Below are 12660 nucleotides of genomic sequence, written 5' to 3' on the forward strand. Positions count from 1 at the left end.
GATGCGCATGCGCCGGCCGACTCGTCGCTTCCGAGCATGGTTCGCGCTGGCGGCCTTGCTCGGCGGCGCGTTCGTGCCGGTCGGCCACGCCCAGCAAAACGGTATCGGCGACCCTTCGACCTTCCTCGCGCGCACCGAAAGCCTGCGGACGAAGGATCATCCGCGCTTCGTGCGGATGCTGGAAGAAGTCCATCGCGAGGGCCCTGCCCTGACGAAAGCGCAGGCCTGGTACCTGCGCTACCTCGATGCCTGGGAAGACATGTACGGCGGCGACTATCTCAAGTCGGAAGCCGGGTTCCGCGACATCATCGCCAACGCGGGCGATGCCACGCTCTCCGCCAAGGCCTCCGCACTGCTGCTGACCAACCTCGCGCACACCCGACGCTACGAGGAAGCCTTCACGCTCGCCAACCGGGTGACGGCCGACCTGCCGCGGATCACCGATCCACTGGCGCGATCGATGTCGTTGATCGGCCTGTCTCAAATGTTCGACTTCGCCGACCAGACCGACCTGGCCATTCGTTACGCGCGGCTGGCGCAGAACAGCGTGCCGCCCGGTGAATCGCCCTGCCAGTCGCTCACGCTCGAAGTGGCCGCGATGTTCAATGCCAGGCGCCTCACGCCCACCAGCCCCGAGCTGCAGCATACCCTCGGCGTTTGCATCGCCGACGACCAGCCGGTATCGACGAACGCCATGTGGCTCACGCTGGGGGCCGTCTATCTCGATCGGAACGAGCCGAAGAAGGTCATCGCCCTGCTCGACCGCATCGGGCCGAGCATCGGCGTCAATCGCTATTACCAGCACATGATCTCGGCCACGTTGCAGCGCGCGCAGGCGTTCGAAAAACTCGGTGACGACGCCGCGGCGAAGGCCGGCGCACTGGCCACCGTCGCCATGACCAACCCCGACGACCTGAGCGACTGGCAGAAGGAAGCCTACGAGCTGCTCTACCGCGTGGAGAAGAAGCGCGGCAACACGACCGCCGCGCTGAACTACTACGAACGATTCGCCGCACAGGACAAGGGCTATCTCAACGACGTCAGCGCCAAGGCCCTGGCCTACAACCTGGCCCAGCAGCACACGCTGGCGCAGCGGCTCGAAACCGAGCGCCTGAGCAAGCAGAACAACATCCTGCGCCTGCAACAGGCGCTGGACACGAAAGCGGTGGAAACCGGCCGTCTCTACATCGCGCTGCTGCTGGCGGTACTCGCCTCGATCGCGTTCTGGCTCTATCGCCTCAAGCGCTCGCAGATGAAGTTCAGGAAGCTCGCCCAGCGGGATGGACTGACCGGCATCTTCAACCACCAGTATTTCATCGAGGAAGCCGACCGGGTATTGCACGTGCTGGCGAGAAAGGACGGATCGGCCTGCCTGATGATCATCGACCTGGACCATTTCAAGCTCGTCAACGATACGCACGGGCACGCCATCGGCGATGCCGTGATCCGCCATACGGTGACGCTGTGTCGCGAACTGCTGCGGCCCGCCGATCTGTTCGGCCGCCTCGGCGGCGAGGAATTCGGCGTGCTGCTGGCCGGTTGCGGACGCGACGAGGGCATGGCGATCGCCGACCGCATCCGCGAAGCCATCGACATGTCGCCCGCCCAGTGCGAGGGCGCGGCCGTGTCGTGCTCGGCAAGCATCGGCCTGGCCTGCACCAGTGCGTCGGGCTACGGCCTGCAGACGCTTTGCCGCGAAGCGGACGCCGCGCTCTATCGAGCCAAGCGGAACGGCCGCAATCGCGTCATCTACGCCGCCGGTCCCGGCAACCTGGCCGTGGCCTGATCAGCGGCCGCCTTCGACCTTCGCCGGCTCCCAGCCCGCCGGCGCTTCCGCCGGGATACCGTAGGCGTTGAGCGAGGCGAGCACCACGCTCATCTCGGTACCGCCGCTGCGGGCCAGCGAAAGCAGCTTCTGCGCCGTGGCCTTGTCGCCCTGCGCCTGCACGTGCAGGCGACCGAACTGCTGCATCTGCCAGACCAGGTTGAGCCGGGCGTTCTTCGCGGCTTGCTGGTCGGCGGTGTCCGAGGAGAGGGTTTCGCGCAGGTGCAGGCCGAGCGAGCGGCCCAGGGGGCTGCTGCCCCACTCGAGCACCTTCGCCAGTTTCAGGCAATCGGCGACGATGCCCGCGTCGGCCTTGTTCGATTCGCAATAGCTGGCGGTGGCGGGAAACACCGGCTGCGGTTGCGCCGCGGCGAGACCGAAGACGATCTCCATCTGCACGCCCGCGGCACCGGCGCCCTGCAGGGCGTCGAAGGTGTCGGGAGGTGGCGGCAACTGGCTGACCGACGTGGCGAGTGCCTTCATGCTGCCGCCGAGGTAATCGTCGTAGAGCTTGGCACCGGCGGCCCGGGCGAGGTCGGCGCGGGTGTCCTTGTCCGTACCCGTGTGCGCGTCGATGCCCAGCTTCAGCAGCCACACGGCCGCGTTGTCCGGCGCCTGCTTCTGCAGCGTCGCGAGCGCATCGGCGTTGGGGCAATCGCCGCCCTTGGCGTTGCAGTCGGCCAGCCGGGCCCAGGTCACGGCCGGGCCGGCATCGGCATTGCGCGACGCGCGCTCGAGCAGTGCGTGGTAGGTCAGCACCTCGGGCGGATCGGGCAGCGGGCGGGCCAGCAGGGCCGCGCCGAGCAACGGATCGGCCTCGGTGCGCAGCGCCAGCACGCTGGCCAGGTCTTTCTGGAATTGCAGCAGGGACTGCGTGCGATCCTTCTTCGCCGCCACCGGACCTTTCGCCGGTCCCTTCGTGGCACCGGGCCAGGGTTGGGCCGCGAAGGCCGACAGCGAAAGCAGGCCGCTCAGGGCCAGGGCGGCGATGCGACGTCCACGCATGAACCCACTCCGTAACATAAAACGACAAGCATACGGCTTCACCATGAACGGAAGCTGGGGGTAAATTCCTTCACGATCGCGAGACATTGCTACCATCGACCTCCACCACGTATGAGCCCGAACCGGCGGGGGCCGCTCGTCACGCTCATTAATCCTGCGACAGAACAGGAGCTTACAATGGATCAATTCGCCATTCTTGCCAGCGAACGCGCCGGCTTCTTCGTCGGCTGGGGCACGCTTTCCCTGATCAACGCCGGCCTGGCCCAAGGCAAGAACCGCAGCGGACTGCTGTGGTGGGCGCTTTCGCTGGTCCTGGGTCCCATCGCCACGCTCATCCTCGTGCTGTTGCCCAAGGTGAGAACGAAGCTCTTCTGACCGTCGCCCGGCTTGTGTAGGCTAGGACCCCTCCTACCCAGGCAGATGCGCGCATGCTTACGACGCTCGTGGCAAGCAGCAAGGGCGGTTGCGGTAAGACCACGCTGGTGACCCAGCTCGCCTCCCATTGGGTGCAGGCGGGCAAGCACACGGCCATCGTGGACGCCGACCGGCAGCACTCCAGCCTGAAGTGGGCCCGAAGACGCCCCGAAAACGTCCCGGCCGTGACCGCCATCGAGGGAAGCCGCAAGGCCTTCGACCGGCTTTCCGACGACATCCAGCGGGTGATCGTCGACACCCCCGCGGGCGTGGACGAGAAAGATCTCGAGCCGTATCTCGAACGCGCCGACGTCATCCTCGTGCCGGTGTTGCCGTCGCAGTTCGACCTCGACGCCACACTCGATTTCCTGTCCCTCCTCAAGGGCATCCCCCGGATCAAGCGCGGCAAGTTGCCGGTGGGCCTGGTGGGCAACCGCCTCAAGCCGTGGACCAACGCCAGCCAGGCGGCCGTCGCCGACCTGGCCGAGCGCGCGCCGTTTCCCGTGGTCGCGGAACTTCGCGACTCGCAGGCGTACGTCTTGCTCACCGCCCTCGGCAAGGGCATCTTCGACTACCACTCGGAAAACGTGCGCGGCCATCAGGACGATTGGACGAAACTGCTGCGATGGATCAAGCGCAGCGGCTGAAACGGACCTCGCCCGCGTCGACTCCCCGCCACGCCACGTGGCACCCAGCGAAAGGACGGTACCCATGCGAGAACTCATCCTGTTGCGCCATGCGGAAGCGACGCCGCACGGTAACGACGGCAAGGACGACCGCGAGCGAGAACTCACCGACCACGGCCGTCGCGAGGCCCACGCGGCGGGCGAATGGCTGAGCAGCCACAAGCTCCACTTCGACCGCGTGCTCTGCTCCCCCGCGGTGCGCACGCGCCAGACCGCCGAGCTGGCCCTGGGCGACGGCGTGAAACCCACCTACGACGACAGCATCTACGATGCCACCGTCGGCGACCTCTACGACCTCCTCGACGCGCAGGCCGATGTCGACCGCGTGGTGCTCGTCGGTCACAATCCCGGCATGGAGCAGCTGGTAGCCTTCCTGGTCGAAGGCCGGTCGGAGGACTACCGCGGCATGCCCCCCGCCGGCATGGCCCGACTCATCTTCGACGGACCGCTGCAACCGGGTTCGGCCAAGCTCGAAACCTTCTGGTCGCCCCCGAACTGAGTCCATCGAATGCGCCACCTGCTGTCGGCGATCGCCCTGCTCCTGCTGGCGGCGCCCGTTACCGCTGCCGAACTTCGTATCGACCCGGTCCGCTCGCGCGCCGATTTCAGCGTGCGACTGCTCTGGGTCAGCACGGTCACCGGCAGTTTCGACGCCATCCGCGGTGACGTGACCGTCACGCATCCCGACTCCACCGCCGTGGTCACCGCGCACATCGACACCGACAGCATCCGCATGGATTCCGCGCGCCTGCGCCGCTGGGTGCTGGCGCCGGAATTCTTCGACGCCGAACACCACCCGCGCATCGACTTCGTGTCGCTGCCGATCCCCATGCGCGCGCTGACGCAAGGGGGCGAGGTCCAGGGCTCCCTCACCATGCGCGGCGTGACGCGGCCGGTCACCTTCCGCATCGAGTCCAACGATTGCCCCCCTGAGTCGCTGGCCGGCTGCGTGCTGCGCCTGCAGGGCATCATCGACCGCACCGACTTCGAGATGCGCGGCCACCGGGGCGCCCTCTCCGACCGGGTGAACCTCGGCATGGCCATCGTGCTCGAAGCCTCCTGAGCTTGCGCGACTCACGTCCCGTTGCCACGTCTCCCCTAGAATCCCCGGCCATGCGCCGTCTCCTCACGTTCCTTCTCCTCGCCGCCACGCTGGCCACCGGCGGCTGTTCGCTGTCGAAGGCACGGATCCAGAGGGCCGACGCCGTGGTCACCCTCACGGTGGATCGCGGGTCCAACTGCGACCGCGCCGACCATTGCGCCGCGCCGTCCCCGCTGATGGACGCCGCCGCCGAGGCCGACGCCGCGTCCACCCCTGCCCGGCCCGTGCACGTGGCCACGCTGCTGGAAGACGGCGATTCGGCGCTCGCCGCCCGCGTGAACCTGATCCGTTCCGCGCGCCGGAGCATCGACGTGCAGACCTACATCTGGGAGATGGACGACGCCGGCCAGCTCGTGCTCGACGAGTTGATCCACGCCGCGCGGCGCGGCGTGCGCGTGCGCATCCTTGCCGACCAGTTGTTCTCGTTCGGCGATCCGGCGCTGCTCGCCGGGCTGGCGCGGGCAAGCGACCATCTCGACATCCGCCTCTACAATCCCACCTTCCACAACGCGCACACGACGCCGCTGGAATTCGCCGCCGGCATCGCCTGCTGCTTCTTCCGCTTCAACCAGCGCATGCACAACAAGCTGCTGGTGGTGGACGACCTCATCGGCATCACCGGCGGACGGAATTACGAAGACCGCTATTTCGACTGGGACGACACCTTCGATTACGTCGATCGCGACGTCATGGTCGGCGGCCCCGCCGCCAAGGCCATGGGCAAGAGCTTCGAGACGTTCTGGCAACACAAGCGCTCGGTGCCGCTCACCCACCTGCGCGACGTGAATCGCGCCATCGTCGCCGACACCGACGACAAACGAACCTGGAAGCCGCCCACCTACGCGCATCCCGAACGCGTGGCCGAACTCGTGGCGAATGCGCAGGATCCCACCTGGCTCGCCGAGCACATCGGTGCCGCCAGCCTGCGGCTGAACCGCGTGGAATACCTCTCCGACCTCCCCGGCAAGACCGACGAGCCCCGCCGGCGCGAGGCTCGCGAACTCACCCGTCACATCATGGGCCTGGTACGCAACGCGAAGACCGAAATCGTGCTGCAGACGCCCTATCTGGTGATGAGCCGGCCGGCCAAGAAGATCTTCGCCAACCTGCGCCAGCGGGACGACCCGCCGCGCGTGATCGTCTCCACCAACTCCCTCGCCTCCACCGATGCCTTCGCGGTGTATGCGATGTCCTACAAGCATCGCAAGCGCTACCTCACCGACTACGGCTTCGAGATCTACGAGTTGAAGCCTCGCCCATCGAACGCCGACCCCGATGCGCTGGAGGGCGGCTCGCACGCGGTAGCCATTCCCGCGCCCATCGACGGTGGATCGGTCGCGAAGAGCCGGCGCGGGCGCGCCCGGTCGGGATCGGCGCCCAACGGTGCGCCGTCGGAGTCGTCGGGTTTCTTCGCCGTCGGGAGCCAGGCCAGTCGTGGAGCCCGTCATCGTCCCGCGCCCCTGCTCACCGCCGGCGTTCGCTTCGGGTTGCATGCCAAGTCGATCGTGGTGGACGACACCTTCGCGATGGTGGGCACGCACAATTTCGACCCGCGATCGGACCACTACAACACCGAGGCCGGCGTGATCGTCTACGACAAGCGTTTCGCCGATCGGCTGCGCGGCTCGATCATGCAGGACACCCAGCCCGGCAATGCATGGGTGATCGGCCCGAGGCAGAAGACGATCCCCGTGCTGTCGCCGATCAACGAGTTCATCGGCGACGTCTCCGAGCGACTGCCGTTCTTCGACCTGTGGCCGTTCCGCTACGCCACCAGCTACGACCTCAAGCCCGGCTGCATCCCGATGCGCTGGACCGATCCGCAATTCTTCGAGTGCTACGAGCCGGTGGGCGACTTCCCCGAGGTGGACGTCTCGTTGAAGCTGATCTACACGCGGATGATCACCGCGTTCGGCTCCTCCGCGGCGGGGATTCTCTGAATCGCCGATACGATCGGCTCCCACCCCTTCGGTAGCCAGGCCATCGCAAACGGCCAGCCAATGGGCATGAAACACCGCCCGTCGAGACCGGCCCATCGAAGAGGTGTGAAACAGCCCGTCGAGACCGGCCTACCGAAGGGGTGGGAGTCGATCGTATCGGCGAAAGCCCACGGAGCGATGACGCCGGAAGCTACATCGGCGAAGTGAGCTCGAACCGCACCGGCAAATCCGCCGTATATCGTGCCGGCCGGTCCGCCGCCGCGAAGCGCCAGCGGCGCACGGCTTCTTCCGCCGCGCGATCGAGGTCGAAATCACCGCTGGAGCGGCCCACCGACACGCTCATCACATCGCCCTCGGGCGTGACGGTGACATTAAGGACCACCTGCCCCTCGCGATGCGCGCGCAGCGCCGAGATCGGGTAACGCGGCGACGGCATGTAGACCGGACGCAGGGGTTCGGGTCGGGGCTCCGCACGAGGTGCCGACACGATGTCGGGTTTCGGTCGGGCCGCGGCCACGGGTCGCGGTGGCGCGGGTTCCACGCGCTTCGGTGCGGCGGACGGCATCACCACTTCCGCGAGGGGACGCGCCGCCGGGGCGCGCTCGTAGGTGAGCGCCGTGAGCCAGCTCGTGCCGGCGATACCGAAAACGAGGCCCAGGGCGCTCAGGGATGTGCTGGTGCGTAATGCGAGCATACGTGCCTTGCATAAGGCGGCGCGGGCGCCGCCCGTTCTTTCGTCAGGGGCGTTCGAGGATCGCCGTCACACCCATGCCGCCGGCGGTGCAGATGGAAATCAGGCCACGGCCCGAGCCCTTCTGCTCCAGCATCTTCGCCAACGTGGCGACGATGCGCGCGCCGGTCGCCGCGAAGGGATGTCCCGTCGCGAGACTGGAGCCGTTGACGTTGAGTTTCGACGGATCGATCGATCCCAGCGGGCCGTCGAGACCCAGCCGGTTGCGGCAATAGTCGTCGCTCTCCCATGCACGCAGCGTGCAGAGCACCTGGGCGGCGAAGGCTTCGTGGATTTCGTAGAAGTCGAAATCGCCCAGCCCCAGCCCGGCCTGCTTGAGCATGCGCGGCACGGCGACGGTCGGTGCCATGAGCAGGCCCTCGCCATGGACGAAGTCCACCGCGGACACCTGCGCATGGGTGAGGTAGGCCTGGATCGACAGGCCACGCGAGGCCGCCCATTCGTCGCTGGCCAGGAGCACGGCGGCGGCGCCGTCGGACAGACCGGTGGAGTTGCCTGCCGTGAGGGTGCCACGGCCCGAGGTCTTGTCGAACGCGGGCTTGAGCGAGGCCAGTTTTTCCAGCGTGGTGTCCGGACGCAGGAAGCCGTCGCGCTTGAGCCCGCGGAACGGCACCACGAGGTCGTCGAACAGGCCGGCGTCGTAGGCGGCGGCGAGCTTGCGGTGGCTGGCCAGCGCCAGTTCGTCCTGCTCGACGCGACCGATGTGCCATTCCTTCGCCATCAGCTCGCAGTGGTCGCCCATCGACTTGCCGGTGCGCGGCTCGGCCACGCCCGGGAACGACGGCTTGAGTTCCTTCAGCGAGAAACCGCGCGTGGCGACGGCCAGCTTCTCCTTGAGCGTCTTGGCGCGATTGAGCGCCAGCAGGCGCTTGCGGAGCTTCCGCCCGTACACGATGGGCACGTCGCTGGTGGTGTCCGAACCGCCCGCGATGCCGGCGTCGATCTGCCCGGTGGCGATCTTGTTGGCGATGATGATCGCGTTGTCGAGCGACGTGCCGCAGGCACGCGCGGTGGTGATGCCGGGGGTGGTCGGCGCCAGGCCCGAGGACAGCACGGCTTCACGGGCCACGTTCCAGTCCGCCGAATGGCGGATGACGGCGCCCATGGCGACCTCGCCCAGCTCCACGCCGTGCAGGCCGTACTTCTCGACCAGCGAACCCAGTACCTTGACCGACATGCCGAAATTGCCGACGTCGGCGTAGGCCGTGTTGTTGCGGCAGAAGGGAATGCGGACGCCGCCGACCACTCCCACGCGCTTTTGCGTCTTTTCCATGCTTAGAGGGACTATCCGAAACCGAGGGGGTTTGTCCGACCGGGGACGAACCCGTTCGAAGCCGAAGATGCCACGGACGCCGACGATCGCCGACGAAACGCGTATCGGCAAGGCTAACGCGCATCCGCGCTCGGCGAAAGCCTTAAGGGACACGAATGGTAGAATGCGTTCCTTTGCCGTTCTGGAACGCTGGCCATGACCGAGTTGATCGCCTGCCCTGCCGTCCTGGCGCTGGAACTGGCCGGGGGCGACGCCCCGGACCGCCTGGCGCTGACCCGCGACGAGGCCCAGGCGCTGGCCGCCCTCATGGCCGACGACCTGCGCAAGCTGCTCCCGGGCGTGGAAACCGCCCGTTTCGCCGTGGCCGGCGCCTTGTTCGACGGCGTGGAAATCCTCCGCCCCGGCTTCCCGGTGTTCGCCACCCTCGACGAGCTGGCCCGGCGGATCCCGCGCGTCACCTCGGCCGGCGGCGTGGTGGCCTTCGGTACCCACGAGGGCAACATGCCCGCCCAGCCCCTGGTCCCCGATCCGCGCTACGCGGGCGGCCCGATGCGGCTCGTTCCCTGGATGCTGCTCGTACCGGCCGACGAGGCCGACGACATCGCCGCGACGATGGAAACCGAGCTCGTGGGCCGGGGCGAGGCCGGCGAGCGCACCGCGGATTTTCTCATGCGCACCCTGGGCATGCGCCTGGAGCACGCCCGCTACCTCAGCCGCGACGACCTCATCGCCCTGACCTGCGTGCAGTACGAACACATGAACCTCGCCCCGATGTGGACGATGCTCGAGGCCGCCCTGCTCACGCCTTATAAGGAAGAAACCGCCCTGGGCTCGCGAGGCCTGCCCCTGCGCTACGCCGAAGGCCAGGTCGCCATCCCGGGACCGTCGGCGTGGTTCGCCGCGTCGGGCACGAAGGGCGACAACCCGGTGCACGAGTTCGCCGGCACGCTGTTCGAGCTGCGCCAGTACGCCGCGCTGCTCGATGCCCATCGCGTACCGCTGCACCTGCAAGGCGAGTCGCCTCGCCCCGAAGCCTTCCTGGTCGAGCACCTGGCCGACGCCGATCCGCGGTTGCCCGAGCCGGTCCTCTATGCCCATGAGGCCGCCGGACTGGGCATGGCCGCCGTCACCGTCGCCCAGCCGGTGCCGGGCAAGGCGCGCGTGCTGGCCCACGGCTACCCGCTGGCACCGGGCGCCCTCGGCCCGTTGCTCGACGCCCTGGTGGAACGCTACGGCGCCGCCGCCGAGGTGCGTACGCTCGGCCGCATGATGCTCGACGCCGACGGGCGCCTGGACGCACCGGCACCCGCCCTGCACTGAGCGCGCGCGCCGGTCGACCGAGCGGATCGTCTTTACGATAAGTCCGATATACGACGGCCCGGTGGCCCGGTTAGAGTGGATGCCATCGATCCACCGGCACGCCCATGCACCGCCAGCCACCACCCACGACGGCCCAGACCGACGCTCCCGGGCGCACGCTGGAAGCTCGGCTGAAGGAAAGCGAAGACCGCTTCGCCCTCGCTTTCCGCCACGCCGCCATCGGCATGGCCATCGTGGCGCCCGACGGGCGGTGGCTCCAGGTGAACGAGGCGATCTGCGAGATCTTCGGCTACACCGAAAGCGAACTGCTCTCGTCGGCCTTCCAGGACATCACCCACCCCGACGACCTCGCCGCCGACCTGGAACTCACCCGCAAGGTACTCTCCGGTGAGCGCGTGTCCTTTCACCTGGAGAAGCGCTACATCCGTCGCGACGGCGGCGTGGTGTACGCGCTGCTCAGCGTCTCGCTGGTGCGCGACGAGCATGGCCAGCCGCTCTACTTCATCTCGCAGGTGCAGGACATCAGCGATCGCAAGGCCTTCGAAGACGCGTTGTTCCGCGAGCGCGAACTGGCCGAGGTCACGCTCAAATCCATCGGCGACGCGGTAATCACCACCGACACCGATCTCCTCGTCACCTCGATCAATCCCATCGCCGAAGCGATGACCGGCTGGAACAGCCACGAGGCGGTGGGCCGTCCGATGGACGACATCTTCCAGCTGCGCGATCCGCTCACCCGGCGACCCATCGTCAACCCGCTGCGCACCGCGGTGACGAAGAACGCCATCGTGGGCATCACCACCGACGCCATCCTCCTGCATCGCAACGGCTTCGACAGCCCCATCGAGGATTCGGCCGCGCCCATCCACGATTACGCGGGCAACGTGGTGGGTGGCGTGGTGGTGTTCCACGACGTGAGCGAAACGCGCGCCCTCGCGCTGAAGATGGCCCATCTCGCCCACCATGACACGCTCACGGGGCTGCCCAACCGCACGCTGCTGCAATCGCGCATGGACTTCGCCGTAACGGTGGCCGCTCGACGCAACCAGCGCGCGGCGCTGCTCTTCGTCGACATCGATCATTTCAAGCAGATCAACGACAGCATGGGCCACGCCGCCGGCGACGCGCTGTTGAAGGAAGTGGCCCGGCGCATCCGTGCCACCGTGCGCCCCGACGACACCGTGAGCCGCCTGGGCGGCGACGAGTTCGTGGTGCTCCTGCCGCACATCGACAACGCCTCCGACGCGGCCGGCGTCGCCGAAAAGGTGCTCGAGGCCTGCGGCGAAGCGGTGGGCGTCGACGCCTCCGCGCTGGCGATCAGCTTCAGCATCGGCATCAGCCTGTTTCCCGACGACGCGAACGACGCCGAGGCGCTGCTGCGCCATGCCGATACCGCGATGTACGAGGCGAAGATGCAGGGCCGCAACGGCTACCGCTTCTTCAACGCCTCGATGAACGAAAGAAACACCGCGCGCGTGCGCATCGAGGTGGAGCTGCGCAAGGCGCTCGCGCGCAACGAACTGAGCCTGCACTACCAACCCAAGGTCGACGTCGAACTGGGCACCGTCGTCGGCGCCGAGGCGTTGCTGCGCTGGCAGGTGGATGGCGAAGACGTCTACACGCCGGAGCAGTTCATTCCCGTGGCGGAAGACTGCGGCCTCATCGTGCCCATCGGCGAATGGGCGCTGCGCGAAGCCTGCCGCCAGGCGACATCCTGGGCGACCGCGTATCGTCCGTTGTCGGTGTCGGTGAACGTCTCCGCGCTGCAATTCCAGCACACGCGCTTCTTCGAATCGCTGCGCGGCATCCTGGACGAAACCGGCCTGCATCCCACCCTGCTCGAGCTCGAACTCACCGAGCGCACCGTGATGGAAGGCGGCGACCACATCGCCGACCTGCTCAAGCGCATCAAGTCGCTGGGCGTATCGCTCAGCCTCGACGACTTCGGCACGGGCTATTGCAGCCTTTCGTACCTGAAGCACTTCCCCGTCGATATATTGAAGATCGACCGCACCTTCATCCGTGACGTGGCCTGGGACAACGACAGCGCGGCCATCGTCAGCGCGATCATCACCATGGGCCGCGGCATGAACAAGCAGGTGCTCGCCGAGGGCGTGGAAAGCGTGGAACAGGCGCAGTTCCTGGGGCTTTCGGGTTGCTCGCAGATGCAGGGCTTCCTGTTCGGCAGGGCCGTTTCCGCGAAGGACTTCGAGGCGCGGATCGGGGAAGTGGACCTTGGCGATCCACGACAGGCCGTGGAGTAGCCCGCTCCGCGGGCTTCGCCGATGCGATCGGCTCCCGCCCCTTCGGTAGGCGGGTTGTCGAAACTTGCTACCGAATGGGT

The 12660-nt window shown here is 67.5% G+C and carries 11 protein-coding genes; 8 read left to right on the plus strand and 3 right to left on the minus strand.

The window, feature by feature from the left end:
* Window positions 1-7: 7 nt before the first annotated feature.
* A complete protein-coding gene (locus L2Y94_RS20170) occupies window positions 8-1786 on the plus strand; it encodes a GGDEF domain-containing protein (protein ID WP_247371577.1) in 1779 nt (592 codons plus the stop codon).
* Here the strand turns inward: L2Y94_RS20170 and L2Y94_RS20175 are convergent, their stop codons facing one another.
* Entirely contained in the window at window positions 1787-2830 is a 1044-nt protein-coding gene (locus tag L2Y94_RS20175; protein WP_247371579.1) for a hypothetical protein, read from the minus strand.
* 177 nt (window positions 2831-3007) lie between these two features.
* On the opposite strand from L2Y94_RS20175, the gene L2Y94_RS20180 reads away from it, so the two are divergent.
* The 5 genes from L2Y94_RS20180 to L2Y94_RS20200 all read left to right on the plus strand — a co-directional run bounded on the left by L2Y94_RS20180 (window position 3008) and on the right by L2Y94_RS20200 (window position 6972).
* Window positions 3008-3205: an antitermination protein NusB gene (locus tag L2Y94_RS20180; protein WP_247371581.1), complete on the plus strand. Its 198-nt coding sequence runs from the start codon at window positions 3008-3010 to the stop codon at window positions 3203-3205.
* 53 nt (window positions 3206-3258) lie between these two features.
* Window positions 3259-3891 carry a ParA family protein gene (locus L2Y94_RS20185; RefSeq protein ID WP_247371584.1) on the plus strand — a complete coding sequence of 211 codons (633 nt, stop codon included), beginning with the start codon at window positions 3259-3261 and terminating at the stop codon, window positions 3889-3891.
* A gap of 64 nt (window positions 3892-3955) precedes the next feature.
* Window positions 3956-4429, plus strand: coding sequence for a SixA phosphatase family protein (locus L2Y94_RS20190; protein WP_247371587.1), 474 nt, complete (start codon window positions 3956-3958; stop codon window positions 4427-4429).
* Between the two features lie 9 nt (window positions 4430-4438).
* Window positions 4439-4993, plus strand: a complete 555-nt coding sequence (locus L2Y94_RS20195) for a YceI family protein (RefSeq protein WP_247371589.1) — start codon at window positions 4439-4441, stop codon at window positions 4991-4993.
* Window positions 4994-5043: 50 nt separating this feature from the next.
* On the plus strand, window positions 5044-6972 hold the full coding sequence (locus L2Y94_RS20200) for a phospholipase D-like domain-containing protein (RefSeq protein WP_247371592.1): 1929 nt from the start codon (window positions 5044-5046) through the stop codon (window positions 6970-6972).
* A gap of 190 nt (window positions 6973-7162) precedes the next feature.
* Here the strand turns inward: L2Y94_RS20200 and L2Y94_RS20205 are convergent, their stop codons facing one another.
* Together L2Y94_RS20205 and L2Y94_RS20210 are read right to left on the minus strand one after the other, a co-directional pair.
* Complete coding sequence (locus tag L2Y94_RS20205; protein ID WP_247371594.1) at window positions 7163-7666, minus strand: energy transducer TonB; 504 nt, start codon at window positions 7664-7666, stop codon at window positions 7163-7165.
* A 43-nt stretch (window positions 7667-7709) separates the two neighbouring features.
* A complete protein-coding gene (locus L2Y94_RS20210; protein ID WP_144912346.1) occupies window positions 7710-8996 on the minus strand; it encodes an acetyl-CoA C-acetyltransferase in 1287 nt (428 codons plus the stop codon).
* 195 nt (window positions 8997-9191) lie between these two features.
* On the opposite strand from L2Y94_RS20210, the gene L2Y94_RS20215 reads away from it, so the two are divergent.
* Window positions 9192-10316: a hypothetical protein gene (locus L2Y94_RS20215; RefSeq protein WP_247371597.1), complete on the plus strand. Its 1125-nt coding sequence runs from the start codon at window positions 9192-9194 to the stop codon at window positions 10314-10316.
* 104 nt (window positions 10317-10420) lie between these two features.
* Window positions 10421-12580: a putative bifunctional diguanylate cyclase/phosphodiesterase gene (locus L2Y94_RS21330; RefSeq protein WP_283248501.1), complete on the plus strand. Its 2160-nt coding sequence runs from the start codon at window positions 10421-10423 to the stop codon at window positions 12578-12580.
* The last annotated feature ends 80 nt before the right edge of the window (window positions 12581-12660 follow it).

The organism is Luteibacter aegosomatis, assembly GCF_023078455.1.
GTDB classification, from domain to species: Bacteria; Pseudomonadota; Gammaproteobacteria; order Xanthomonadales; family Rhodanobacteraceae; genus Luteibacter; species Luteibacter aegosomatis.

Bases quoted from the DNA above. Each gene is read 5' to 3' on its own strand.
- L2Y94_RS20170 (WP_247371577.1), top strand. From the start codon at position 8: ATGCGCCGGCCGACTCGTCGCTTCCGAGCATGGTTCGCGCTGGCGGCC.
- L2Y94_RS20175 (WP_247371579.1), bottom strand. From the start codon at position 2,830: ATGCGTGGACGTCGCATCGCCGCCCTGGCCCTGAGCGGCCTGCTTTCG.
- L2Y94_RS20180 (WP_247371581.1), top strand. From the start codon at position 3,008: ATGGATCAATTCGCCATTCTTGCCAGCGAACGCGCCGGCTTCTTCGTC.
- L2Y94_RS20185 (WP_247371584.1), top strand. From the start codon at position 3,259: ATGCTTACGACGCTCGTGGCAAGCAGCAAGGGCGGTTGCGGTAAGACC.
- L2Y94_RS20190 (WP_247371587.1), top strand. From the start codon at position 3,956: ATGCGAGAACTCATCCTGTTGCGCCATGCGGAAGCGACGCCGCACGGT.
- L2Y94_RS20195 (WP_247371589.1), top strand. From the start codon at position 4,439: ATGCGCCACCTGCTGTCGGCGATCGCCCTGCTCCTGCTGGCGGCGCCC.
- L2Y94_RS20200 (WP_247371592.1), top strand. From the start codon at position 5,044: ATGCGCCGTCTCCTCACGTTCCTTCTCCTCGCCGCCACGCTGGCCACC.
- L2Y94_RS20205 (WP_247371594.1), bottom strand. From the start codon at position 7,666: ATGCTCGCATTACGCACCAGCACATCCCTGAGCGCCCTGGGCCTCGTT.
- L2Y94_RS20210 (WP_144912346.1), bottom strand. From the start codon at position 8,996: ATGGAAAAGACGCAAAAGCGCGTGGGAGTGGTCGGCGGCGTCCGCATT.
- L2Y94_RS20215 (WP_247371597.1), top strand. From the start codon at position 9,192: ATGACCGAGTTGATCGCCTGCCCTGCCGTCCTGGCGCTGGAACTGGCC.
- L2Y94_RS21330 (WP_283248501.1), top strand. From the start codon at position 10,421: ATGCACCGCCAGCCACCACCCACGACGGCCCAGACCGACGCTCCCGGG.